The 24,744-nt window shown below is 64.2% G+C and carries 17 protein-coding genes; 7 read left to right on the plus strand and 10 right to left on the minus strand.

Features of this window, described 5'->3' with window-relative positions; translation table 11 throughout:
• Positions 1 to 187: 187 nt before the first annotated feature.
• A complete protein-coding gene (locus tag VF436_RS16930; protein ID WP_330905210.1) occupies positions 188 to 4,513 on the minus strand; it encodes a DEAD/DEAH box helicase in 4,326 nt (1,441 codons plus the stop codon).
• A 244-nt stretch (positions 4,514 to 4,757) separates the two neighbouring features.
• On the opposite strand from VF436_RS16930, the gene VF436_RS16935 reads away from it, so the two are divergent.
• Both VF436_RS16935 and VF436_RS16940 read left to right on the plus strand, forming a co-directional pair.
• Entirely contained in the window at positions 4,758 to 6,995 is a 2,238-nt protein-coding gene (locus VF436_RS16935; RefSeq protein WP_330905211.1) for a TonB-dependent receptor, read from the plus strand.
• A 220-nt stretch (positions 6,996 to 7,215) separates the two neighbouring features.
• Entirely contained in the window at positions 7,216 to 8,067 is an 852-nt protein-coding gene (locus VF436_RS16940; RefSeq protein ID WP_330905212.1) for a lysophospholipase, read from the plus strand.
• 172 nt (positions 8,068 to 8,239) lie between these two features.
• On the opposite strand, the gene VF436_RS16945 is transcribed toward VF436_RS16940, so the two are convergent.
• The 8 genes from VF436_RS16945 to VF436_RS16980 all read right to left on the minus strand — a co-directional run bounded on the left by VF436_RS16945 (position 8,240) and on the right by VF436_RS16980 (position 16,555).
• Entirely contained in the window at positions 8,240 to 9,541 is a 1,302-nt protein-coding gene (locus VF436_RS16945) for a dicarboxylate/amino acid:cation symporter (RefSeq protein WP_330905213.1), read from the minus strand.
• Between the two features lie 27 nt (positions 9,542 to 9,568).
• Entirely contained in the window at positions 9,569 to 10,441 is an 873-nt protein-coding gene (locus VF436_RS16950; protein ID WP_330905214.1) for an amidohydrolase family protein, read from the minus strand.
• 17 nt (positions 10,442 to 10,458) lie between these two features.
• Positions 10,459 to 11,163 (minus strand): 4-carboxy-4-hydroxy-2-oxoadipate aldolase/oxaloacetate decarboxylase, encoded by a 705-nt coding sequence (locus VF436_RS16955; RefSeq protein WP_330905215.1) that lies wholly within the window; start codon positions 11,161 to 11,163, stop codon positions 10,459 to 10,461.
• Positions 11,160 to 11,885, minus strand: a complete 726-nt coding sequence (locus VF436_RS16960) for a PIG-L deacetylase family protein (protein WP_330905216.1) — start codon at positions 11,883 to 11,885, stop codon at positions 11,160 to 11,162. Before VF436_RS16960 ends, VF436_RS16955 begins: the two co-directional genes overlap by 4 nt.
• 37 nt (positions 11,886 to 11,922) lie before the next feature.
• A complete protein-coding gene (locus VF436_RS16965) occupies positions 11,923 to 13,005 on the minus strand; it encodes a 4-oxalomesaconate tautomerase (protein ID WP_330905217.1) in 1,083 nt (360 codons plus the stop codon).
• A gap of 296 nt (positions 13,006 to 13,301) precedes the next feature.
• Positions 13,302 to 14,210, minus strand: coding sequence for a LysR substrate-binding domain-containing protein (locus VF436_RS16970; RefSeq protein WP_330905218.1), 909 nt, complete (start codon positions 14,208 to 14,210; stop codon positions 13,302 to 13,304).
• A 106-nt stretch (positions 14,211 to 14,316) separates the two neighbouring features.
• A complete protein-coding gene (locus VF436_RS16975; protein ID WP_330905219.1) occupies positions 14,317 to 15,675 on the minus strand; it encodes a carbohydrate porin in 1,359 nt (452 codons plus the stop codon).
• 298 nt (positions 15,676 to 15,973) lie between these two features.
• Positions 15,974 to 16,555, minus strand: a complete 582-nt coding sequence (locus VF436_RS16980; RefSeq protein ID WP_330905220.1) for a TetR/AcrR family transcriptional regulator — start codon at positions 16,553 to 16,555, stop codon at positions 15,974 to 15,976.
• A gap of 130 nt (positions 16,556 to 16,685) precedes the next feature.
• Here VF436_RS16980 and VF436_RS16985 point away from each other — a divergent pair, with 130 nt between their 5' ends.
• Positions 16,686 to 17,501 (plus strand): SDR family oxidoreductase, encoded by an 816-nt coding sequence (locus VF436_RS16985; protein ID WP_330905221.1) that lies wholly within the window; start codon positions 16,686 to 16,688, stop codon positions 17,499 to 17,501.
• A gap of 147 nt (positions 17,502 to 17,648) precedes the next feature.
• Here VF436_RS16985 and VF436_RS16990 read toward each other — a convergent pair whose 3' ends face one another.
• Positions 17,649 to 19,211: a GDSL-type esterase/lipase family protein gene (locus VF436_RS16990; RefSeq protein WP_330905222.1), complete on the minus strand. Its 1,563-nt coding sequence runs from the start codon at positions 19,209 to 19,211 to the stop codon at positions 17,649 to 17,651.
• 404 nt (positions 19,212 to 19,615) lie between these two features.
• Between VF436_RS16990 and VF436_RS16995 the strand changes: the two genes are divergently transcribed.
• The 4 genes from VF436_RS16995 to VF436_RS17010 are packed head-to-tail and all read left to right on the plus strand — an operon-like array spanning position 19,616 to position 24,323.
• Positions 19,616 to 20,125 carry a helix-turn-helix domain-containing protein gene (locus VF436_RS16995; RefSeq protein ID WP_330905223.1) on the plus strand — a complete coding sequence of 170 codons (510 nt, stop codon included), beginning with the start codon at positions 19,616 to 19,618 and terminating at the stop codon, positions 20,123 to 20,125.
• On the plus strand, positions 20,122 to 21,204 hold the full coding sequence (locus tag VF436_RS17000) for an HlyD family secretion protein (protein WP_330905224.1): 1,083 nt from the start codon (positions 20,122 to 20,124) through the stop codon (positions 21,202 to 21,204). The genes VF436_RS16995 and VF436_RS17000 overlap by 4 nt, the downstream gene beginning before the upstream one ends.
• A 21-nt stretch (positions 21,205 to 21,225) precedes the next feature.
• Entirely contained in the window at positions 21,226 to 22,785 is a 1,560-nt protein-coding gene (locus VF436_RS17005) for a DHA2 family efflux MFS transporter permease subunit (RefSeq protein ID WP_330905225.1), read from the plus strand.
• Between the two features lie 20 nt (positions 22,786 to 22,805).
• Positions 22,806 to 24,323 carry an efflux transporter outer membrane subunit gene (locus tag VF436_RS17010; RefSeq protein ID WP_330905226.1) on the plus strand — a complete coding sequence of 506 codons (1,518 nt, stop codon included), beginning with the start codon at positions 22,806 to 22,808 and terminating at the stop codon, positions 24,321 to 24,323.
• Positions 24,324 to 24,744 lie beyond the last annotated feature (421 nt).

A 24,744-nucleotide genomic window follows, 5' to 3' on the forward strand; every position in this document is an offset into this window, starting at 1 on the left:
CCAGGCGCCGTGCGACGCCTGCAATCTCAGGAGTTGTCTTATCGAATGTATATAACTGTTGCCGCAGTATTTAATACAACAATCATTGCCGTGCAGGTGCGGCGAGTTCGAGAGCTCGAGCCATACGCGGCTTGATCTACGCCCGGCGCCACGCATATCGACGACTTCCTGGACAGCACGCCGGCAGCTACGCTGACCAGCCAGCGGCCAAACTTTCGGCAGTGGCCGTTTCGTAGCCCGGGCGGCGCAACAAGGCGTTGCGCCATAGTTGCTGCTGACGGGCATCACCCTGCACAAGCCATTGGGGCTTGTTGGCGACCCATGCAGCCACGGCTACGCCATCTTCATAAAGCACGCGTGTTCCGCTCAAGGCAGGCAGCTTGTCGCCGCTGAGCACGGTGCCCACCAAGTTCAGTGGATCGGTGCCGCTCACCACCACCCGTTCGCCACTGTGCTGGCGTTTGCCAGCCTCTCGCAGTTGAGGAATGGCTTGTGGCAATGCGAACTGTTCACCGACCAAGCCCTCGACAAAGCGACCGCCACGAATCTCGCCACGCGCTTCGAGCCGGTGATATACGCGCAGTAGCTCACGCCAGCTCGGCAGCCACGCCGCCTCGCGTTCGAGCAGTTTCCAGAACACGACGCCATAGCGTCGCAGTAGTGCGCGGGCGATGTGCTCGACGGTCTCGGGGTCATTCCTGCCTGTCGTGATCGGCTGGCGCACCAGCGCCCAACGGCCGGCATCCTCGATGCCAGTCATCAGATGCCGGCGCATGCGTCGATGGCGTGGCGCCTCGCGCTTGGCTGCCGGCACCAGCAGTGCACGCAGGCCCGCGAAACTGTCTGCGCTGACGCGACCAGCCGATACCAGTTCGCCCAGCGCGTCCTCCAGTTCGATGCGCAACAGGCGCGTGCCGTCGAGTAACTCGTCAAAGAACAGCGCCCCTTCCTTGCCAAGGGCATCGAGCACGGCCTGAGCGCGCGAGGACACCAGGTTTTCCTGGGCCTGTGCGTTGGCCGCGGCCTCGCTCCAGGTGGCAAGGCTGCGACGCGGTAGCAGCACGATCGGCGTGGCGCGCACGGGTCCACTGGCGCCGCCGCCGGAGCGTAGTCGATTCCAGGCCACGCGCCCGGCGCGGCACTGCTCGTCCAGCCACGTGCTGGCATAGTCGCCGATGCGCGCGGGCAGCAATTCGCTTTCCCATGCCGCGGCGGCCGCTTCGAAGCCCTCCAGTTGGCCGATGACGGCAGGCAGCGCATCGGGCCCACTCAAGCGGGCATCGGGCGCCACGTGTTGCCACTGGAACAGGAAGCACATCAGCTGACGCCGGCTGATCGGTTCGATCTCGCGGCGTAGGCGTCCCATGGTGTAACGATGGATGCGTGCCAGCAGATGCCGCTCGCACCATTGCGGCTCCTGCGCGCCTGGCGTGAACAAGCCCTGGATCACATAGCCTTCCGACTGCAAGCGAATCAGCACCGCGTCGATGTCGCTGCGCGGGACCTGCATCGAATCGGCCACGCTCATCGCATCGGTCGGCCCCAGTCCGACCAGCCGGCCGCGCACGATTTCCAGCAGGGCGTCCTCCCGGGTCCAGGCCTGTGCAGCGTATTCGGCCGGTGCCTGGATCGGCGGAGCCAACGGCGAATCCGGGTGGATGGCTTGCCACATCGGCAGTTTCTCGGCGCAGACCCATAGCGCCGTGCCGCCATGGGCCGGTTGCAGCGCGGTGGCGCGACGATGCGTGGCAAGGCCCTGCAAAAGCGCGACCCACGATTCGTTTTCGCGCGCTTCCTCGTCGCTGACGAACCCGAGCACGCTCAAGGCCTCGTGCATTTCATCCGCATCGCGTACCCGAGGCCATGCTTCGCCACGCACGGCCGCGATGGCTTCAGGATCCAGCTTGGCCAAGTCGCCGGCATCCTCCACCTCACCGCCACGGCGCGATTGCACCGCCTGGGTCCGACGCTCTTCCAGTGGCGCGTCGTCGAGATAGGCATACGGCGCGGCGGTCAGCACCTCGCTGGCCAACGGACTGGGTGCGGTGAGGTCGCGCGCGACCACGCGCATGCTGCCAGCCTCCAGGCCGCGCAGCACCCTCAGCAGGCCATCGACATCCATGGCCTCGCGCAGGCAATCGTAAAGCGTCTGGTTGACCAGCGGATGATCGGGGATCTGCCGCTCGCCGACGATGTTCTCCAGGCACGCGACCTGGTCGGGAAACACCGTAGCGAGCAAATCCTCGCTTTTCATGCGCTGCAATTGCGGCGGTACTTTCTTGCCGCCCAGGAAACGCGGCAAGGCCAGCGACGTGGTGGCATTCCAGCGCCAACGCACCGGAAACAGCGGTGCATCCAGCAGTGCCTGGATCAGCACATGCTCGGCGGTGTTTGAGTGAAGGTAGCGCGCGACCTCTTCCAGCGGAAAACTGTGGCTGGTCGACAGCGACAGCACGATAGCGTCTTCGGTCGCCGCCGCTTGCAGTTCGAAATTGAACTGGCGGCAGAAGCGTTTGCGCAGCGCCAGGCCCCAGGCGCGATTGATGCGGCTGCCGAATGGCGTGTGGATCACCAGTTGGGTGCCGCCCGACTCATCGAAGAAGCGTTCCAGGACCAGCGTCTGCTGGGTCGGCAGCACACCCAGCGCGAGTTTCGCCTTGGCCAGATAATCCACCAGTTGCTGGGCTGCGGCCAGGTGCAGGCCCAGCGTCTGGCCTGCCCAGGCCAGGGCCTGCGCCACACCGCCTTCATCCAGTTGTGTGCCGATGTCGGCGCGAAGCCGTGACACGCCATGGGACAGCTCGTCGGTGCGCCCGGGTGCCTCGCCCAGCCAGAACGGAATGCTGGGCGGTACGCCGTGGGCATCTTCCACGCGCAGGCGATCGCGCTCCACACGCAGGATGCGATAACTGGTGTTGCCGAGCTGGAAGATATCGCCAGCGAGGCTTTCGACCGCGAAATCTTCGTGCACGCTGCCGATAACGGTGGTTTGTGGCTCCAGCACCACCAGGTAATCGGCAGTGTCGGGAATCGCGCCGCCCGAGGTGACCGCGGTCAGGCGGGCGCCGCGTCGTGCACGCAACTGGCGATGCACCGCATCGCGATGCACATAGGCTGCACGGGCGCCGCGTCGCGTGGTGAAGCCATCGGCGAGCATGCGCACGGTTTCATCGAACTGCGGCCGGGTCAGTTCACGGTAGGGATAGGCGCGACAGACCAGCTCGTACAGGGCATCCTCGTTCCATTCCTGCACGGCGACTTCGGCGACGATCTGTTGTGCCAGCACATCCAGCGGGGCTGGCGGTATCACCAGGGCATCGAGTTCCCCGCGGCGCACGCAGTCGAGCAGGGCGGCGCATTCGACCAGGTCATCGCGGCTGGTGGGAAACAGGCACGCCTTGGGTGTGCCGTTGACGGCATGACCCGAACGGCCGGCGCGTTGCAGGAACGCGGCGATCGAGCGCGGCGATTGCAATTGGCAGACCAAATCTACGTCGCCGATGTCGATGCCCAGTTCGAGCGACGCGGTCGCCACCAGCACCTTCAACTCGCCGCGCTTGAGCCGTTGTTCCGCATCCAGCCGTTGCTCCTTGGCAAGGCTGCCGTGATGCGCGGCGACGGCCTCCTTGCCCAGGCGCTCGGATAGCTGCCGGGCCACGCGTTCGGCCATGCGCCGAGTATTGACGAACACCAGCGTGGTGCGATGCTGTTCGGCCAGACCGGCAAGCCGGTTGTAAACCAGAGTCCAGGCATCGTTGGACATCACCGCTTCCAGCGGTACGGGAGGCACCTCGATCGCCAAGTCACGCTCGCGCGTGTGGCCGATATCGACGATGTTGCAACGCTCGTGCGCCTTGCCGGTCAGGAAGCGTGCTACGTCCTCGATCGGCTTCTGCGTGGCCGACAGGCCGATGCGCAGCAAGGGGCGCTGGCACAGCGCTTGGAGGCGCTCCAGCGAAAGCGCCAGGTGCGAGCCGCGCTTGCTGCCGGCCAGCGCGTGGATCTCGTCGACGATCACCGTGCGTGTACTGCCAAGCATGGCCCGGCCGGATTCGGAGCCAAGCAGGATGTACAGCGATTCGGGTGTGGTCACCAGGATGTGCGGCGGCTGCTTGCGCATCAGCGTACGCTCGCCTTGTGGCGTGTCGCCGGTGCGCACGGCGGTGCGGATCACCACGTCGGGAAGCCCCTGTGCCTCAAGTTCCGCGCGGATTCCTTCCAGCGGCCCTTCCAGGTTGATCCGGATGTCGTTGGACAGCGCCTTCAACGGCGAGACGTAGACCACGGTCGTGCCATCGGCAAGCGTGCCACCGTTGGCAATGCCCTCGCGCACGAGGGCGTCGATGGCCGCCAGGAAGGCGGTCAGCGTCTTACCCGAGCCAGTAGGCGCCGCCACCAGGGTGTCCTGGCCAGCCCGGATCGAGGGCCACGCAGCCGCCTGCGCGGCCGTGGGGGCCGGGAAGGCGCTGGCGAACCAGCGGGCAACGGCAGGATGAAATTCCAGTAAGGGCATGGAGTTGGAGCCGCCAGCGCGAAGAAGCGGTCAGGTCCATCTTAGATGGGGACGGTCTTGGAGGAAGCAAAGATCGGTCAGCGCCCAGATTCATGTTTCACCGGGCCGGCCGGCAAGGGCCATGGATGGGCCGTGAAATATTCGCTGCACTGCCGCAAGAACATGTGACAATAGTGTGTCACCGCGATGCGACCACATAAATCGCGGGATACAGATCCTTTCACTTTTTGGGGAAATACAAGCCATGTCCGTCGCCCGCTCGCCGCGTTTGGCCGTGCTCGCGCTGTCGATCGCCGCTGCTTTTGCCGCATCTGCCTTTGCGCAGGATGCTGCGCCAGCGCAGCAACCATCCAAGACCACCGAACTGCAGACCATCAACGTCACTGCCGAAAAGCGCGTGGAAAACCTGCAAAAGGTGCCGATCTCGCTGACCGTCCTGACGCCCGACAAGCTCGAAGCGTTCGGTTCGGCGGGCGATGGAGTGCTCCAGCTTGCCGCGCGTGCGCCCAGCGTCTACGCCGAAACCTCGTACGGCCGCGTGTTCCCGCGCTTCTACATTCGCGGCCTGGGCAACAGCGATTTCGACCTCAACGGCTCGCAGCCTGTTTCGATGGTGTATGACGACATCGTGCAGGAAAACCCGATCCTCAAGGGCTTTCCGTTGTTCGACCTCGATCAGGTGGAAGTGCTGCGCGGCCCGCAGGGCTCGCTGTTCGGCCGCAACTCGCCCGCGGGCGTGATCAAGTTCGATTCGAAGAAGCCCAGCCAGGAAACCTCCGGCTACGCCAAGGCCTCGTATGGCACGCTCGGCACCGCCAATGTCGAGGCGGCCCTGGGCGGTGCGCTGAGCTCGCGCTGGTCCGGTCGCGTATCGGCGCTGGCGCAGCATCGTGATGGCTGGATCGACAACACCTATACCGGCAAGAAGGATGCCTTGGGCGGTTATAACGACCGCGCCGTACGCGCGCAGGCACTGTACGAAGACGGTGATTTCAATGCATTGATCAACGTGCACGCGCGCTGGCTCGACGGCTCGGCCACGGTCAACCGTGGCAACGCCATCCAGCTGGGCAGCGACAACTTCGTGCCGGGCTTCGACCGCGACCAGGTTGCCCAGGATGGCCGCAATCGCCAGCACTTGTTCACCTGGGGCAGCAACCTGCACCTGAACTGGAACATCGGCGATTACACCTTCACGTCGATCACTGGCCTGGAACGCGCAACGATGTACAGCCTGGGCGACGTCGACGGCGGCATCGCCGTGGCCAAGACGCCAGCGCAGCAGCAGTGGGTCACGGCATTCCCATCCGAGACCGCCGACGCGCTGCCGCACGATCGCCAGATCACCCAGGAATTCCGCCTGGCCAGCAACCCGCAAGATCAGTGGAACTGGCAGGTCGGCACGTACTACTTCAACGAAGACATCGCGATCGCCAACTACGACTACAACACGTTGAACGATCACGCGCTCGACGGGTTCGCCGTGCAGAAGCAGCGCACCACCGCCTGGGCATTGTTCGGCTCCACCGACTATCGCATCACCGATGACTTCGACGTGCGTGCCGGCGCGCGCTGGTCGCACGATTCGCGCGACTACCATGTCGATCGTTTCCTGTCGCCGATCGGCGGCGGCACGCTGAGCCTGGCCACCTCGCCGCATGACGCGCGCTGGAGTGGTGACATCACCGGCACCTGGACGCTCAGCCCCAACGTGAATGTCTATGCGCGCATCGCCAACGGCTTCCGCGCACCGAGCGTGCAGGGCCGCGTGCTGTTCGCCGACAGCATCTCGCAGGCCAAGCCCGAGACGATCACCAGCTACGAGCTGGGCCTGAAGAGCACGAGCTGGAACAACCGCATCCGCCTCAACGCGGATATCTACTCCTACACCATGCACAACGAGCAGCTCACGGCGGTGGGCGGCGACATCAACAGCACGCGCCTGATCAACGCACGCAAGACCGAAGGCTACGGCGCCGAGTTCGACCTGGAAGGCTATCTCACGCCCAACTTCATCGTGACCGCGGGCGGCAGCTACAACCACACCGAGCTGAAGGACAAGGATCTTTCCGTCGCCATCTGCGGTGCCGGCTGCACCGTGCTCGACCCGCTCAATGCCCAGGGCAATGCGCTGATCGACGGCAACCCGTTGCCGAACGCACCCAAGTGGATCGGCACCGTCACTGCCCGTTACGGTATCCCGTACGGCCAGAGCGGCGAGTTCTTCATCTACACCGACTGGAACTACCGCAGCGAAGTGAACTTCTTCCTCTACGACTCGGCCGAGTTCAAGGGCAAGCCGCTGCTCGAAGGCGGCCTGCGCCTGGGTTACAACTGGAATTACGGCAAGCAGGAAGTGGCGCTTTACGGCCGCAACATCACCAACCGCAAGCAGCTCATCGGCGGCATCGACTTCGACAACCGCACCGGATTCGTCAACGACCCACGCGTGATCGGCGTGGAGTTCAAGACGGAGCTGTAAGAGCAAGGTGCGAGGGGAGAGGGCCAGTAGTGAGGGCGTAGCCTCGAACGACTGAGGCTGGGTGTGATGCCGCGAGGCGCTATCGTTGCCCGTGGGTGCGCGAACGATGTCATCGTCGCGCCCTCGCTACTCGTCGCTCATCCCTCTCCCCTTCATCGCCCGCACAGGCCCCACGCGCGCTAAACTCCCAGATCGAGCCACCTTCGGAGCCGCGCGGCCAGTGAACCATCCAGGCGACATCGTCAGCGAAATCCCTTCCACCCTGACGATGGCCGATGGGCAGGAACTGTTCGTGCGTGATTGGCCGCACGCGGCGCCACGCGGTGCGATCCTGCTGGTCCATGGGCTGGGTGAGCACAGCGGGCGCTATGGTAAGCTCGCACAGTGGCTGCACATCCGGGGTTATGCGGTGCGCTGCTACGACCAGCGTGGCCATGGCCAGACGCCGGGGCCGCGGGGAGCCATCCGCCACGTGGACGACCTGCTGCGCGACCTGGCCGCCGTGTATGGCGACTATGCTGCCCGGCAACCGATGGCGCCGTTGCTGCTGGGTCATAGCATGGGCGGCCTGGTGGCCGTGCGCACCGTACTCGATGAGCGGATCAATCCGCCCGCCCTGATGCTTTCCTCGCCCGCGTTGCGCACGCATGAGCCACGCTGGCTCCAGAGACTGGCTCAGGTGCTCTCGCGCAGCCTGCCCAATCTTCCGCTGCGCAACGGCCTGCCTTTCGACAAGCTCTCGCACGATCGCCAGACCATCGTGAGCTACCGCGAAGATCCGCTACGCCATGGCTGGATCACGCCGCGCCTGGCCGATTTCATCTTTCGGTCCGGTGCTTCGTCCATTACCGACGCCGCCAGCCTCAAGGTGACCACCCTGCTGCTGGTCGCCGGCAGCGACGGCCTGGTCGACCCGTCCGGCAGCCGCGATTTCGCCAGCGGCGCCTGGGCCACCCGCAAATTGACCACCCGCTTCTTCGACACCCTTTATCACGAGCTGTTCAACGAAGCAGAGCCAGCACGCAGCCAGGTGCTCAAGCAGCTAGGCGACTGGTTGCAGAAGCTTCACTGATTGCGGAGGGGCGAGGAGCCAGGAGCGAGTGACGAGGAGCGAGTAGCGAGGGCGTAGCCTCACGACTGGAGCTGGGTGTGATGCCGTGGGGCACTATCGCTGCGTGTGGGCGCGCGAACGATGTCTTCATCGCGCCCTCGCCACTCGCTCCTAATCCCTCGTCCCTGGCTCTTCAGCTTTTGCGCCCCAACACTGCCTGCAACTTGTCGCGATCGAGTTCGCGCTCCCAGGCTGAGATCAGGATCGCGGCTACGCCGTTGCCCACCAGGTTGGTCATCGCCAGGCCCGTGCCGAGGAAACGGTGGATGCCCAGGATCAGCACCATGCCCGCGACGGGTACCACCGGCACCACCGCCAGGGTCGAGGCGAGCATCACCAGGGCGGCTCCGGCCACGCCACTGGCGCCCTTGGAGGTGAGCATGCCCACGACCGCCACGGTGATCTGCTGTTCGAGTGTCAGGTGCACGTTCAATGCCTGGGCGATGAACAGGATCGCCATGGTCAGGTACATGTTGGTGCCATCGAGGTTGAACGAATAGCCGGTGGGCACCACCAGGCCAACGGTCTGCTTGGGGCAGCCGATTTCTTCCATCTTGCGCATCAGCGGCGCCAGTACCGCCTCGGAGGAACTGGTTCCCAGCACGATCAACAGTTCGTCGCGAATATAGCCGCAGAAACGAATGATGCTGAAGCCAGCCAGCCGCGCCACTGCGCCCAGCACGATCACTACGAACAACACGCACAACACGTAGAAGCTGCCGATCAGTTTCAGCAAGGGCACCAGCGACACCACGCCATACGTGCCGATGGTGAAGGCGATCGCGCCGAACGCACCGATCGAGGACACCGCGGTGATGTAATGCACAATCTTGAAGAACACCTGCGCGGCGGTCTCGATGAAGTCGTACACCGGCTTGCCGCGTTCGCCGAGCGAAGCCAGCGCACATCCGAACAAGACCGACACCAGCAGGATCGACAGCACGTCCCCTTTGGCAAACGCATTGACGAAGGTGGTGGGAATGATCGACAGCAGGAAGTCGATCGATTCGATGTTGTGTCCCTGCGCGCTGAGCGAGGCGACCTGTTTGGCATTGAGCGTGGACGGATCGACGTTGAAGCCCGCGCCCGGCTGGAACAAGTGTCCGCCGAGCAGGCCGATGATCAGCGCGATCGAGGAAATCACCTCGAAGTACAGCAGCGCCTTGCCGCCGACACGGCCGACCTTGCGCATGTCCCGCATGCCGGCGATGCCGGTCACTACCGTGCAGAAGATGATCGGTCCGATCACCATCTTGATCAGCGCGATGAAGGCGTCGCCCAGCGGCTTCATCGCCACGGCGTAGTGCGGTGAGAGATAACCGAAGATCACGCCGATGATCACCGCGATCAGCACCTGCACGTAAAGCTTGCGATAGAAGGGCTGGCGCGGTTTGACGAGCTTGTCCTGAACGGTGGTGACGGGCGCTTGGGTCATGCAGGGGTGCCTCCGCTTTGCCTGCGATCAGGCGAAGTCATAGAGTCGGGCGGGATTGCCGACCAGCAGTTTCTGTCGCAGGTCTGCATCGGGGCAGAAGCGGAACATCAGGTCGACCAGGCCACCGTCGTTGGGCATGTCCTTGGAAATGTTCGGATGCGGGAAGTCCGTGCCCCACAGAACGCGATCGGGCGCCGTTTCGATCAGGGTCTGTGCGAAGGCAATCGCATCGTCGAACGGCCGCTTGCCGACGGAGACCCGTTCGGCGCCACAGACCTTGACCCAGGCCAGCGGGTTGTCGCGCATCAATTGTACCAGTAGCCGGAAGGGCATCTGTTCCAGACCATCCTGCGCGCGCACGCGGCCCATATGGTCGATCACGAATGGCACGCGCAGGCGCGCGAGCACATCGTCCTGCAACTGGACGATGTCGTTGGCATCCAGATGCAGCACCACGTGCCAGCCCATCGCTTCGACCCGCTCCATCACCCGCCAGAACACTTGCATGTCCGGGCGGCCGCCCAGGTGCTGGACGAAGTTGAAGCGCACGGCGCGCACACCACCCTCGTTGAGGGCATGCAGGCCGGCCTCGTCGATGTGATCGTCCACGATCGCCACGCCACGGTAGCGACCGTTGCCACGCGCGATGGCATCGATCATCGCGGTGTTGTCTGTACCGTGGCAGCTGGCCTGCACGATCACGCCGCGCTGGAAGCCGAGCCAATCATGCAGCGCAAGCAGGTGTTCGTACGGCGCATCTGGAGGTGTATAGCTGCGATCGGGCGCGTATGGGAAGCGGTCGGCCGGACCGAATACATGGCAGTGGGCATCGCAGGCCAACGCGGGCATGGTGTGCTGGGGCTTGGTCGGGTTCGGGTCCGGCGGCAGGCAGGATTTCATGCGGTCATTCCCTTCGCTTATTTTTTCAGGGTGTCGATGTAGCGCAGCCCGAGCTTTTCCAGCTCCGGGCGCATGTTGTAAATGTCCAGGCCCAGTTCGCCGGCAGCCAGCCTTTCGCGTTTGGACGCCTCGTTGGCTACGCGCTTCTCGCCCAGTGCGATGGCCTGGTCCACGCTCGCATGGGCCACCACGACGACGCCGTCGTCGTCGGCGACGATCGCGTCGCCCGGCTCGATCGCCTGGCCGGCTACCACCACCGGCACGTTGACCGAACCGAGCGTGGCTTTCACGGTGCCGCGCGCATGCAAGGCCTTGGCCCAGACCGGAAAGCCCATGGCGCGCAGTTCGGCGCTATCGCGCACGCCAGCATCGATTACCAGGCCCTTCACGCCACGCGACATCAACGAGGTGGCCAGCAGGTCGCCGAACATGCCGTCGTTGTTATCGGTGGTGCAGGCAACCACCAGGATGTCGCCCGGCTGGCACTGTTCCACCGCCACGTGCAGCATCCAGTTGTCGCCCGGCTGCGCGAGCACGGTCACGGCCGAACCGGCGATCGCCGCGCCTTGCTGGATGGGATGCACGGTAGGGCGCAACAGGCCGATGCGGCCCTGCGCTTCGTGCACGGTCGCCACGCCCAGTGAGGCCAGGCGTTCGGCCTGGAGGGCACTGATCGACGGACGCTGGCGCACCACCACGCCGATGAGATCGGGCCCGATCATGCCAGCGTGTCCTGCGTGACGTGGGGAAACACGCGCTGGTAGGCCTCGGCGTAGGTGATCTTGAAGTCCGAATTGCGCGTGGCCTGGGCGCCACGTTGCAGGCCGACGCGGGTGTAGTACTCCCACAGGTGCTCCTGCGCACGCATGGTTTCAAAGGCAGCCTTCTTCTTTTCCCACACCGAGGTGATGTCCAGGAACAGCTCGGGCTTCCACTCGCACTGCTCGGGCTGGTGCGGCTCGAACAGGAAGACCGGCGGCGCGCCGATCACCGGCACCTGCGGCTCGTGGCCGTGTGCCTGGGCGACCACGCGCGCCTCCTGCGCCACATGCGTGGCCAGCGGATGATCGAAGTTGTAGGGGTCCTTCAGTGAATGGCTCAGCACGACGGACGGGCGCAGGCGACGGTAGATCTCGGCCAGCTTGAACACCGCGTCCAGATCGGCGCGCATCGGGTAATCGCCGATGTCGAAGAATTCCACCGAGGCGCCGAGGATACCCGCCGCTTCCTCTGCTTCACGGCGGCGATCGGTTTTGACCTTCTCCATCGTCATGCCCTGCTGCTTCCACAACTTGGCCGACTCGCCACGCTCGCCGAACGACAGGCAGACGATGTGCACGTCCCAGCCCTTGCCCGCATGCAGGGCGATCGCGCCACCGGCGCGCCACACGAAGTCGGCAGAGTGAGCGCTGACCACCAGCGCGGTCTTGCGGGTGTCGGACATGGAGAGCTTCCTTCAGGTGATGCAAAAGGGGAGGCGATCAGGCGCCAGGGCCGGGCCAGATCGCAGGGGAAATCGGTACGCTGCCGCGCATCAGCAGGCGCGCCGTGCGCAGTAGCGCCGCACGCACCACGCGGCCTTCCTGCAAGCCGAGTTCGACACTGAACTCGCCGCTGGGATGTTCGATCGAAAGCGTGCGTGTATCGCCTTCACCGGCCTGTGCCAGTTCGCTGGCCACGGTGCCGGGCATGACGGCGGCGGTGGCAACGGTGACCGCGCCAAGCACCCCGATCGCGGCATGGCAATCGTGCGGAATGAAGGTACGCGTGCACAGCGCCCCGCCCGCGCGCGGCGCCGCAACGAGGGTAACCTTCGGGATGGGTTTCTTGCTGACATCGCCCAGGTTCATCAACGGACCGGCCTGCAAGCGGATCGCCTCGATGCGTGCTTTAAGCGTGCCATGGGCATTGAGCTCGTCGCGCGACTCATAGCCGGTTACGCCAACATCGGCCGCGCGCACCAGCAGTACCGGCATGCCGTTGTCGATCATCGTCACTTTTATGCCGTCGATCGTGTCGCTGGCGTTGCCGCTAGGCAGCAGCATGCCGCAGACCGCGCCTTGCGTATCCAGGAACCCGCACGAGACGGGCGCCGCCGGACGAGGCACGCCATCGATAGGCGCGTCGCCATCGTATTGCGGATGGCCGTCGGGTGTTTCGATGGTGATCTGGGCGATCACGCCGGTATTGACCGTGCGCACGCGGCGCGTGGTGCGACCCCGGTCGCCGCGCAGCATGCCCATTTCGATGGCGGCAGGCAGCGCGGCGGCCAGCATGTTGCCGCAATTGGGCGTGGTATCGACCATCGCTTCATGCGTGCCGACCTGGGCGAACAGGAAATCCAGATCCGCCTCGTCATCGGTGGGAATCGAAAGCAGTCCAGCCTTGCTGGTCAGCGACGTCGCCCCGCCCAGGCCATCGATCTGGCGAGAATCGGGCGTACCCATCACCGCCATGATCACCCGATCACGCGTGGCAATGTCCTGCGGCAGATCGCTGGCGCGAAAAAACGGCCCCTTGGAAGTGCCGCCACGCATGAGCCAGCAGGGAATCTCGTACGCCATCGTCGTGCACCTGTGTTGACGCAGCGATGGTGGCCGGGGCGGCGAGTGCGAACAACGCGATGGGCTGGGTTTCTGTTTTGCGTTTTTTGCATGTCTCGCGGTGAGACTTGCTTATTGTGCATTGCAGCACGCCGCGAAGCGGCGGTGAGGCCGGCCACTGCGTGGCCTGTAAAGTCGCTCGCTGGCGCTCGCTGTGAGGAGTAAAGAGAGAGCAGTCAGCGCGTTGCTTATCGCTTTTGCTCTTCCTCCTCACAGGCCACGCAGTGGCCGGCCTCACCCGCATCAAGTAGCCGGCTTCACCCGACAGGCTCCAACACCCCGCGCCCGATTGCCTCATCGATCATGGCGATCGCCTTCTCCGTGATCGTGCTCACCGGGCGTTGCGTGGGTGTGGCCATGACCAGGCGGGTTTCGATGTTGGGTTGCACGATAGGGACGGCGCGCAGGCCATGGCCCGGGGCGCGGGCGAGTACCGCGTTGCGTGACAGCACGCCGTAGCCCATGCCGCGTTCGACCAGATCGAGCAGGGCGCGGATGGAGTCGATTTCCATCTGGATATCCAACGACACGCCGTGCTTGGCCGCGTCGGCCTCCACCAGTTGGCGTACCGAATGCAGGTGCGAGGGGATGATCAACGGGTAGTTGCCCAGCGTCGACAAGGGCACGCGGTCGGGCAGCGGCACGCCCCCGTGCAGGCTGCCGACCAGATAGAGGTTTTCCGAATGGATGTGCCGGTACTGTACGTTCGCGTTGACCGGCGGGTTGTACAGCACCGCGCAGTCGAGGCGACCCAGTTGCAACCATTCGAGCAAGCTGGCGCTCAAGGCTTCCACCACGCCGATCTGCGCCAGCGGATAGTCGGCGCGAAAGCGGGTCACCAGGTCCACCGTCAGCAGCGCCCCCACACTGGGCGGCAAGCCGATCACCACCTTGCCGCCCTGGGGACCACGCGCCTGGCCCAGTTGCTGGCGCGCCACTTCCACTTGGCGCAGGATGCCGCGCCCGTGTTCCATCAATTGTCGGCCGGCATCGGTCACGGTGACACCGCGCCCGTTGCGTTGCAGCAGATGGCTGCCCAGCTCGATCTCAAGCTGGCGTACCTGGCGGCTGAGCAGCGATTGGGAGACGTTGAGTGTGGCGGCGGCGCGGGTGAGGCTGCCGAATTCGACGATACGGATGAAGCTGTGCAGGTGTTTCAGGTCCACGGAAACCTCGCCGCGGGGACAGTGAAGGCAAGTATGGGCGACCGGCGCGCAAAACGGGCAGCGTCGCCGCTGCCCGTGAGTATGTCGCCGGTGGCCAAGGGGCCGATTACTGACTACCCGGGCCGCCGAAGTTGAACATCACGCGCACGCCCCACACCAGCGCGTTGGCCGATACATGGCGCGCCTGCACCGTGTTGCCCAGGATGTCCGGGTGCACGATGTATTGCAGGTTTGGCACGATGCTCAGCAGCGGAAGCAACTTGTAGCTGTAGTTGAGCTCCAGCATCGCCTCGTTGCGCGAGAAATTGCCAGGCTGCTTGATCTTGCGCAGGATCTCGTCCTCGTATTGCACCTGGCGCTTGGCAAACTTGTACCAGGTGGCCTGGAAGTTCAGAGAGTCGATGGGACGGCTGGCGAAGGGCCCCGTCCACACAAAGCCACCCACGGCTTGCAGCGTGTAGATCTCGGTGCTGTCCAGCGGCGCGGTGAACGAGCTGAACAGGGCCAGATTGCGGGTATCGCTGTTCGGATCGGGCTTCCACACCACTTTGTCGCCCAACGCGTACACACCATAGCGTCCACCGTCATACGTGCGGAACGATCCGCCGTAGAGCGCCTTGGATACGCCGCGCGTGTTGAGTTCCGGATCGGTGTAGTCGGCCGAGTTATACCAGCCGCCTACCTTGAAGGTATGCGGATACGGATCATTGGCGAAGTGGGTGACGTGGCCGAATTCGACCGGCACCATCACGCCCGTCGAATTCTCCAGACCCCAGTCCAGGCCGTGGTTGTTGCGGCGATCCGGATTGATCTCGAACGCTCCGATCGAGAAGTAGTGCGATCCAGTGGTATAGCGGATGCGGCCACCCCAGTTCACGTATGGAAAGCCGGAAAACCCGCCGGTCGTATTGGTCAACTGGAACGGGCAGTCCGGCGCGCTGACGAAGCGGCAGCCGTAGGTCGAACGGGCAAACTGCCAGGTGGCGTTGACGCGCCCGAACAACACGTTGAAGTGGTTATCGTCCAACGCCTGTTCCCAGGTCAGCTGGCCCAGCTGCCATTGGCGCTTGGGGTACCAGTATCCCTGGATCTTCTGGTAAATGCCGACATCGGTCGCCGAGATGGAATGGCCATAATAGCGGGCGAAAGTGATGTGCATCTTCGCGCCGTTGATGCCGAAGAGCTTGGCCATGTCCAGATCGGCACCGCCCACCGCGCCGCCGCCATTGGTCTGGCCGGTGCGCTCGCCCCCCTTCACGCTGGCAAGCCAGTCGTTGGCCCAGACCAATCGCAAGGAGACACCGTCGTCTTTCCAGCGCTTGATGAAGTTGCTGTCCGACTCGTGCGAGCCTGCCGTGGCCACGGGCTGCTGGTCGTTGGGAGTCTTGTCCTGCGCACTGGCCAGCACCGGCGACAACCATGCGGCGCAAAGCAGGAGGCAGGCGATGCCGCTGCGATAACTCATGAAGCATTCCCCGTGACAGATTCGCCCGCCAAAGTGCGGCGCGGGTCACGATCCTCCCCACGTCTCCGGATCTGTACAACGCGATGCCACGCCTTTCAGTTATGCCAAAGATGCATAACACGCAATGCGAAATGAAAATGACGCATCGCAAAAAATCGTGACCGGGCGTCAGGGCGCCTCCGATCGCTGTCACGCGGCTTTTACGTTGCGGCGCGACATGACGGGCGGCCCGCCCATGCGGGCACAAATTTTTTCGAAGCCGACCGTGGCGATCGATCGGCGGGTCTGCGAAGCGAGCTCAGCCCGCGCCTGGAAGGCTGGCGCGGATCTGCTCGCGAACCGTGGCTAGCACCTCATCGGACAGCTCGCCGCTGCCGGCCGCCCGCGCCACCATCAGCGCACCATACATGCGTGTCATCAGTTCGATCGCCTGCTTGCGCTGGCTGGCTTTGTCGCCGGGAAACGCCGCGCCGATGCGTTCGAAGATGCGGTCCATCTGTTGGCGATAGCTCTCGCGCATATCCTCGCCGCGGCGGGCGATGTCGCCCGACAACGTCGAGATTGCACAGCCGGCACCTGGATGGTCGCGGTGCTGCCGGCTCAGGTACATGTCCACATAGCGCGGCAGGTCCAGGTGCCCGTCGTTGTCGATGAACCCGGCAAGCGAGTTGCCGCTGGCCTGGTAAGCCTGATCGATGGCCTCGCTCACCAAGGCATCGCGCGATGGGAAATGCTTGTAGAAGCCGCCGTGCGTGAGCCCGAGTTCCTTCATCAGGTCAGCCAGGCTGATCCCATCCAGGCCCTTTTCGCGAAAGCGCGACGAAGCGGTCTCGACCAGGCGCTGATGGGTTTGAGCTTTGTCGGCGCGGGAGTGCCCCATGGCGACCTCGTGGCGTGGAACCTGTCGTTATCTTACGCGCCCTGGCGAGAAGATGATAGTTGACATCCAGAATTTTCGGGCGTAGCTTGGATGACGAACATCATCCACATTTACGACCCAGAGCTTTCTCATGAATAAGCAAGCCTCTCTCGGCACCGCCGTCATTACGGGCGCTTCCACCGGCATCGGCGCGTCCTATGCCGATCGCCTGGCTGCCCGCGGCTATGACCTGATCCTCGTGGCCCGCCGCGGCGACGTGCTCAAGCAGGTGGCCGATGGGTTGTCCCAGCGCCACGGCATCAACGCCCGTAGCATCGCCGCCGACCTCACCTCGGCACAGGATGTCGCCCGACTGGAACAGCTCTTGCGCGAGGACAGCAGCATCACCCTGCTAGTCAACAACGCCGGTACCGCCACCCTGTACCCGTTGGTGCAGGCCGATGCCGATGCATTGCAGCGCGAGATCGCGCTGAACATCACCGCGCCTACGCGCCTGACCAAGGCCGCGCTACCAGGCCTGATCAGCCGGGGCAAAGGTGGCGTGATCAACATTGCCTCGGTCACCTCGCAGATGATTCAGCCCGGCAATTCGGTCTATGGCGGCACCAAGGCCTACCTGCTGCACTTCAGCCAGGTGCTGGCGCAGGAAGTGGCCGGCACGGGCGTGCAGGTGCAGGTGGTATTGCCCGGCGCCACGCGCACCGAGATCTGGGGCAAGGCCAGCGCCACCAAACTGGAAGACCTGCCGCCGGAGATCGTGATGGAGACCGACGACATGGTCGACGCGTCGCTGGCCGGTTACGACCAGGGTGAACTGGTCACCATCCCCTCCATGCCCGACATCGCCGACTGGCAGCGCCTGGTCGATGCCCGCACGGCGCTGGGCCCGAACCTGTCGCGCAGCAAGCCGGCGGCGCGTTATGGGATAGGGGCCAGCGCGCGGTGACGCATTTTGGGGGAGAGGGGCAGCGGGGGCGCACGGTTCAAAGCCGATATCAGCGTCGGCGCCCGAAAGCGCCATCGCGAACGTGAAACTGACGACGACCGGACGAACGTGCGTCCCGCTACCTGCCTCCCGTCCCGCTACAGCCAATCAACGCCCCGCCGTCCCCGTGCTCCACACCGGCCCGGCGTTGTTGTAGATCACCGTGTTGCCGTCACCCTGGACGAATAGTCGCGCCGCGTCCTGGCCGCCTGACTGCGATTGCCAGAGCATGTTGCCCAGCTTGCCGAGCACGACCAGGTTGCCGTCATCGGTCAGGTCGGCCTGGGCGGCGGGCTGGTTGACGGTGTTGCTTGCCCACAGCGGCGTGCCGTTGCGCTTGTACAGCACCAGGTTGCCGTCGAACTGCATGTTGAGCACGTAGCCGCCATCGCAGGACACTACCGTTTGTCCGGGCACCAGGCCTTCCCCGGCGCCGATGCTGCCGCAACCGGCGGGCGTGGCGATCACGGGCAGGGCAGGTGGCGTGAACAGGCCCAGGTTCACGGCACCGGCGATGGCCTGGTAGCCAGTGTCGTTCGGATGCAGATGGTCGCCAGCGTCATAGGCGGGCAGATACTGGGTCGGTGCGGATGGATCGTGCGTGGCGGTGTCCTGGTCGATCACACCGTCGCAGCCGCTGGCGCTGGATTTCACCCAGTCGTTGAGTTGTTCGCGGATCACCTCGCGATCGGCGGTCCAACCCGACGAGCCCTTGAACGGCGTCAGTGTCGAACAATAAAAACGAATGCCTTGTGCATGCGCCTGGTCGATCAAGCCCTTGATGGCCTGGCTTAGATTCTCGAACGTCGCATCCGGATTACCCGAGCCAAGATCATTGATCGGGTCGTCGGAGAAGATCACCCAGCGAACGCCGGGCTGCGCGAGCACGTCGCGCTGGAAGCGGTGCACGCCGCTCTGTCCGGAGCCATCTTGCAGCAGGTTGTTGCCGCTGATGCCCATGTTCACAATACCCACCGACTGATTGGCGCTGGCGAAGCGACTGGCCAGATCGTTCGGCCAGCGCTTGTTGGCGTTGTAGCTGGAGTCGAAGCCATCGGTGATCGACGCACCGAAGGTCACCAGCGTGCCCTCGGCGTTCGTGTTCTGCACATCGAGATTGGCCAGGAACACATAATCGCCGTTGGTCTGCGCGGACAGGTTGGTACGGCCGCTGACGTCGCCATCGGCCACGTATTTATCCTGGTTGCTGAAGGAATGCCCTGTCACGGCGTTGGTATCGCCATCGACATAGAAACTCACACTGATATCGGACAGTGCAGGGACGTTGAAGTCGATGCCATCGCTGCTCGCGCGTTGTCCGGCGGGAATGGTGATGCCCGGTTGCCCTTGGAACGTCAGCGTCCGATCGGTGTCCGGCTGGATCGATGCCCCCGAGTCGCGCAGTGCGACATGCACATCGGTGATCGACAGCGGCTTGTCGCCGAACTCATTGGAAATCTGCACACGCACCGCCGAACCGGCCATGCTGGTATGCACGATCTCGCGCAAGGTCTTACCGTGGTAATTGGCCGTGCTGTAGTTCAACTGCGCCACACCCCAGGTACCGACCCACGGTGCGAGGACATCGACGGCGCATGCCGTGTTGATGACCGATGCGGCACCGAGGCCGAGGGTGACACAGAGCAGTCGCTTGAACGAGCGAGTATTCATGATCGCCATCAGTAGGGAAGGGGCGCAAAGCGTGTCACCGTATGCCACCACCAACATGGCCGCGATTCACGATTCGGCCGTGAACGCATGCTCACAAGCATGACGAAATGTAACGTATGGACGTCCAGACGGCTGGTGTGCTCTTGGCTTGGAGCTCCTGAAGCCCCCCATCTGCGATCCAGTCGCAGATGGGTGGTTCCAAACGGTCTCATCCGCACCCCGCCTGAGACGGCTTTTCGCCGCTGAAGTCGCTCCTGCACGGCGCCCGCGCCCCAACATCCCATTCAACCCCATGTTTCATCGGCAAATTGTCGACAACCTCACTCCGCCACCCGATCTTACTTGCAAAATAAAAGTGACAGCTCTACGATGACTATCATCTTGATAGTAACGGCCCATCCGCCATGAAAAAAACCAATTTCGGTGACATGCCTTGCCCCATCGCGCGCAGTCTCGAACGTGTCGGCGAGTGGTGGAGCATCCTGATCCTGCGCGATGCCTACTACGGCTTGTCGCGTTTCGACGAATTCGAAAAAAGCCTGGGCATCGCGCCGAACATGCTGACGCGTCGGCTCAACGGGCTGGTCGAAGCGGGCCTGCTGGAACGGCGCCAATACCAGGAGCGGCCGGCGCGCTACGAATACGTGCTGACCGAGATGGGCAGTGATTTCCGTCCGGTGATGTTGGCGTTGATGACGTGGGGCAACAAGCACTTCGCGCCCGAAGGCTTGTCGATCTATCTGGCCGACGAACGTGATGGACACCAAGTCGATCCGGTGCTCACCGATCGCCAGACCGGCGAGGTGATTACGCGCGAACACCATGTCGTGCGCGCCGGGCCGGTCGCTACGGATCGCCTTCGTGCCCGCCTCGATCGTTATGCCCAGATGCGCGTTGCCGGGAGCCTTCCATGAGCGCTGTGGCTCCTGCCGCGGATCTTTCAGCTGCCCCGCGCCGCGTCGGCAAGCGCCAGGTGATGATCGGCCTGGGTGTCGTTGCCGTCGTGTCGGCGGGTGCCTGGGGCGTGTCATGGTGGACGACCGGGCGCTTCATCGAGAGCACCGATGACGCCTATGTCGGTGCCGACATCACCGCGATCAGCCCCAAGGTTTCCGGCTACATCACCCAGCTTGTGGTGTCGGACAACCAGGCTGTCCGTGCGGGCGACCTGCTGGCCCGCATCGACGATCGCGACTATCGCGCTTCGTTACAGAAAGCACAGGCCGCGATCGCGGCACAGCAGGCGTGGCTGGCCAACCTCGATGCGAACGAACGGCTGCAACATGCCGTGATCGACCAGGCGCATGCCGGCGTCGATGCCGCGCAAGCCGAAAGCGTACGTGCCCATGATGACCAGTTGCGCTATCGCGACCTGTCGGCCCGCGCGGCCGTCTCCGTGGAGAGCGCGCAACGCGCCGATGCCACCGCCAAGACCGCACGCGCCGACACCGAAAAAGCCCAGGCAGCCCTGGCCGCCGCGCAACGCCAGCTGGACGTGATCGCGACCCAGAAGCTGCAAGCGCAGGCGGCCTTGCAGCAGGCGCAGGCCGAGGCACGCCTGGCCGAGCTCAACGTCGGCTATACCGAACTTCGCGCGCCAGTGGATGGCAGCATTGGCAATCGCCGCGTGCGCTTGGGCGCCTTCGTCGAGGCAGGTACACCGTTGATGGCGGTGGTCCCCGCGCGTGGCCTGTGGATCGATGCCAACTTCAAGGAAGACCAGCTCGCGCACATGCAGCCGGGCCAGCCGGTCGAGATTCGCGCCGACGTGCTGCCGGGCCGCGTCTTCCATGGCCGCCTGGGCAGCCTGGCACCGGCCACGGGAGCGCAGTTCAGCGTGCTGCCGCCGGAGAACGCCACCGGCAACTTCACCAAGATCGTGCAACGGGTACCCGTACGTGTACTGCTCGACGCCAACGATGCCGCGCTGGGTGCGCTGCGTCCCGGGCTTTCCGTGACCGCCGACGTCAACACGCAGGCCGTGCCGCGCTGATCGACTGACGAGACCGCCATCATGTCGCATGTGCAATCCCCCGCCGACATGTCGACGGGCCAGAAAGTCTTTGCCTTCGCCAGCATGTGCGTGGGCATGTTCATCGCCCTGCTGGACATCCAGATCGTCTCGGCCTCGCTGCGCGATATCGGCGGCGGACTCTCGGCCGGTGCCGATGACACGGCCTGGGTGCAGACCAGCTACCTGATCGCCGAGATCGTGGTGATCCCGATGTCGGGATGGCTGGCACGGGTGATGTCCACGCGTTGGTTGTTCTGTGTCTCGGCAGCCGGCTTCACGATTACCAGCCTGCTCTGCGGAGCGGCCTGGGACATCAACAGCATGATCGCGTTCCGCGCCTTGCAGGGGTTCGTCGGCGGCTCGATGATCCCGATGGTATTCACCACGGCGTTCATGTTCTTCCAGGGCAAGCAGCGCGTGATTGCCGCGGCGACTATCGGCGCCATCGCCTCGCTGGCGCCGACGCTCGGGCCGGCGCTGGGTGGCTGGATCACCGATCACTTCAACTGGCACTGGCTGTTTTTCATCAACCTCGCCCCCGGCCTGTTCGTCACCGTTGCCGTGCCGATCCTGGTCAACGTGGACGAACCGGACTGGTCGCTGCTGCGCGGTGCCGACTATCTGGGCATGACGTTGATGGCGTTGTTCCTGGGTTGCCTCGAATACACGATGGAAGAAGGTCCGCGCTGGAACTGGTTCAGCGACCGGACGATTCTCGCCACCGCATGGATCTCCGCCCTGTCGGGCATCGGATTCATACTGCGCAGTCTCACCTTCGCGCATCCCATCGTTGATCTTCGTGCGTTGCGTGATCGCAACTTTGCCCTGGGATGCTTCTTCTCCTTCATCACGGGCGTGGGCATCTTCGCCACGATCTACCTGACGCCGCTGTTCCTGGGCCAGGTGCGCGGCTACAGCGCGCTACAGATCGGTGAAGCGGTGTTCTCGACCGGCGTGTTTCAGGTGCTGACGATTCCGGTATACGCCTTCCTGGCCAACCGCATCGACCTGCGCTGGATCATGATGCTCGGCCTGGCATGTTTCGCTGCCTCGATGTGGGATTTCAGTCCGATCACCCACGACTGGGGCGCGCATGAGCTGCTGTTGCCCCAGGCATTGCGCGGCATCGCCCAGCAGTTGTCCGTGCCGCCCGTGGTCACGCTGACCCTGGGCGGCCTCCCGCCCGCACGGCTCAAGCTTGCCTCGGGTTTGTTCAACCTGATGCGCAACCTCGGCGGTGCGATCGGCATCGCTGGCTGCGCCACCTTGCTCAATGACCGCACCAACCTGCATTTTCAGCGGCTGGCCGAACACCTGACTACCGCCAACGAGCCCATGGACGCGCTGCTCCAGCAAGTGGGCGCGCGGCTCGGCCAGACCGCCGATGCCGGGGCAGCGGCCATCCGGCAACTGGGTGCACTCACCATGCGCGAAGCGCGCACGCAGACCTTTGCCGATGCCTTCCTGGTGATCGGCGTGTGTTTCGTGATCGCCACCGCGATGGTGCCGCTGATGCGCAAGATCGGGGCACCGGTTGCGCCTTCCGCCGACGCGCATTGATCTACCTGCGAGATTTCGACATGAACCTTCGATCGCCCTGGCTGACAAAATCCTTCGCGTTGCGCGCGTTGCGCGTGTTGCCTTTGTCGTTGGCACTCGTGCTCCCGGCATGCACCGTGGGTCCGGATTACGTGCGCCCGCAGCCGAACATCGGTGGCCACTATGCGCACGCCGCGCAATTGGAAATGCATAACCAGACGCATGCCTCCGCCGCGTTGGATCGCTGGTGGCAAGGTTTCGACGATCCGGCATTGACCGCCATCGTCGAGCGCGCCATGGCACAGAATCTCGATGTGGCCGCCGCCCTGGCGCGCATCGAGCAGGCACGCGCTGTCGCGCGCGGCACGCAGGCCAATCGCCTGCCGCAAGGCGAGCTCGATACACAGGTAGCACGTGAGTACCAGTCGCTCAACGGGCCTCTGGGCGAGATTGCCAGCCAGTTCCCCAGTTACAAGCGTACCCAGACGCTGGAAGACGTCGGGGTTGGCGCGAGCTGGGAGCTGGATCTGGCCGGAGGCCTCAAGCGTGATGCGCAAGCGGCGCAGGCCGAGTACGAAGCGGCCGAGGCCAGTGGTGTGGCGACGCGTATCTCGGTGGCCGCCGAAGCGGCTGATGCGTATTTCCAGATTCGTGGCTTGCAGCAACGCATTCATCTGGCCGAGCAGCAGGTGGATACCGAATCGCGGCTGCTCGCGCTCGTGCAGGTGCGCCTGGCCGGTGGCGTCGCGACCGATCGTGAAGTGGCGCAGGCCGAGGCGATCGTGCAACAGGCCCAGGCGAGCCTGCCGCCGCTGCGCGCCGAGCGCGAGCGCCAGCTCAACCGCCTGGACGTGTTGATGGGCATGCAGCCGGGCCAGCAGGCCAACGCCTGGTTGCAGACACCCGTGACGTATCGCATTCCGGCGATCGATACCGCCGACGGCCCGGCCTCGTTGTTGCGCCGCCGCCCGGACGTGATTGCTGCCGAACGTCGCTTGGCCGCATCGAATGCGCGTATCGGGCAGGCGCTGTCCGAGTATTACCCCAAGCTTTCGCTCAGCGGCTTGCTCGGCATGGAAAGCCTGCACAGTGACCGGCTGTGGCAATCGAGTTCCTTCCAGCCGCAAGCCTTGCTGGGGTTGCGCTGGCGGTTGTTCGATTTCGGCCGTGTCGATGCCGAAGTCGGCGCGGCACGAGGCGCGCAGGCACAAGCGCTTGCCGACTATCGCCAGTCGATGCTGCGCGCCACCGAAGATGTCGAGAACGCCATCGTCAGCCTGTCCGAACTCGAAAACGAACAAGCCGTGCTCGATAAGGAAGTCGCCGCGCATCGTCGTGCGCGCGGCAGCGCGGAAGACGCGTACAAAGGCGGCGCGGTAAGCCTGCTCGAAGTGCTCGACGAAGATCGCCAATGGCTCGCCTCGCGCGACCGCCTTGCGCAAGTGCAGGCCAATCAGGCCCGCGCCGCCGTGGCCGCGTTCCGCGCGCTCGGTGGTGGTTGGCAGGCTATGCCATCGGATTCGGTAGCGATGCGTTCCGTCTCGGCGACCAGTCCGTAAGCATACGTCGCGGCACAAAGCCGCATCCCAACCTGCAATGGCATCACCGCATGCCTAGCGCGTGGCAGCGAATGCATTCGCGCTGCCCTCTGCGATTCAGTCGCAGAGGGGCGCTTTGAAAACCTCCAAGGCGCGACCAAAGTCGCGTCTTGCATCGCGACTGCATGGGCTCCTGCGCAGAGCGCAGAGCGCGATGACGTTGTCCATAAAAAAACTTTGAAACGATGCGATTGCTGATCGAATGTGTGAGCGGTTCAGTCGTTTTTGTTTGAGGCTGACGCGGATGAATGCCATGGCGTACAGCACGAAGCTATGCTGATCGGCTAGGAATGCTGATTGCACCGGATCAAGGACGTGTTATGCCATTGCGCCGCCTGAGTGCCGCGATCGTTTCGCTGCTGGGTTCCTCGCTTGTCCATGC

This window comes from Dyella sp., assembly GCF_036384435.1.
GTDB lineage: Bacteria > Pseudomonadota > Gammaproteobacteria > Xanthomonadales > Rhodanobacteraceae > GSA-30.

Coding starts and splice junctions, on each gene's coding strand:
- VF436_RS16930 (WP_330905210.1), bottom strand. CDS start 4,513: ATGCCCTTACTGGAATTTCATCCTGCCGTTGCCCGCTGGTTCGCCAGC.
- VF436_RS16935 (WP_330905211.1), top strand. CDS start 4,758: ATGTCCGTCGCCCGCTCGCCGCGTTTGGCCGTGCTCGCGCTGTCGATC.
- VF436_RS16945 (WP_330905213.1), bottom strand. CDS start 9,541: ATGACCCAAGCGCCCGTCACCACCGTTCAGGACAAGCTCGTCAAACCG.
- VF436_RS16950 (WP_330905214.1), bottom strand. CDS start 10,441: ATGAAATCCTGCCTGCCGCCGGACCCGAACCCGACCAAGCCCCAGCAC.
- VF436_RS16955 (WP_330905215.1), bottom strand. CDS start 11,163: ATGATCGGGCCCGATCTCATCGGCGTGGTGGTGCGCCAGCGTCCGTCG.
- VF436_RS16960 (WP_330905216.1), bottom strand. CDS start 11,885: ATGTCCGACACCCGCAAGACCGCGCTGGTGGTCAGCGCTCACTCTGCC.
- VF436_RS16965 (WP_330905217.1), bottom strand. CDS start 13,005: ATGGCGTACGAGATTCCCTGCTGGCTCATGCGTGGCGGCACTTCCAAG.
- VF436_RS16975 (WP_330905219.1), bottom strand. CDS start 15,675: ATGAGTTATCGCAGCGGCATCGCCTGCCTCCTGCTTTGCGCCGCATGG.
- VF436_RS16980 (WP_330905220.1), bottom strand. CDS start 16,555: ATGGGGCACTCCCGCGCCGACAAAGCTCAAACCCATCAGCGCCTGGTC.
- VF436_RS16985 (WP_330905221.1), top strand. CDS start 16,686: ATGAATAAGCAAGCCTCTCTCGGCACCGCCGTCATTACGGGCGCTTCC.
- VF436_RS16990 (WP_330905222.1), bottom strand. CDS start 19,211: ATGAATACTCGCTCGTTCAAGCGACTGCTCTGTGTCACCCTCGGCCTC.
- VF436_RS16995 (WP_330905223.1), top strand. CDS start 19,616: ATGAAAAAAACCAATTTCGGTGACATGCCTTGCCCCATCGCGCGCAGT.
- VF436_RS17000 (WP_330905224.1), top strand. CDS start 20,122: ATGAGCGCTGTGGCTCCTGCCGCGGATCTTTCAGCTGCCCCGCGCCGC.
- VF436_RS17005 (WP_330905225.1), top strand. CDS start 21,226: ATGTCGCATGTGCAATCCCCCGCCGACATGTCGACGGGCCAGAAAGTC.
- VF436_RS17010 (WP_330905226.1), top strand. CDS start 22,806: ATGAACCTTCGATCGCCCTGGCTGACAAAATCCTTCGCGTTGCGCGCG.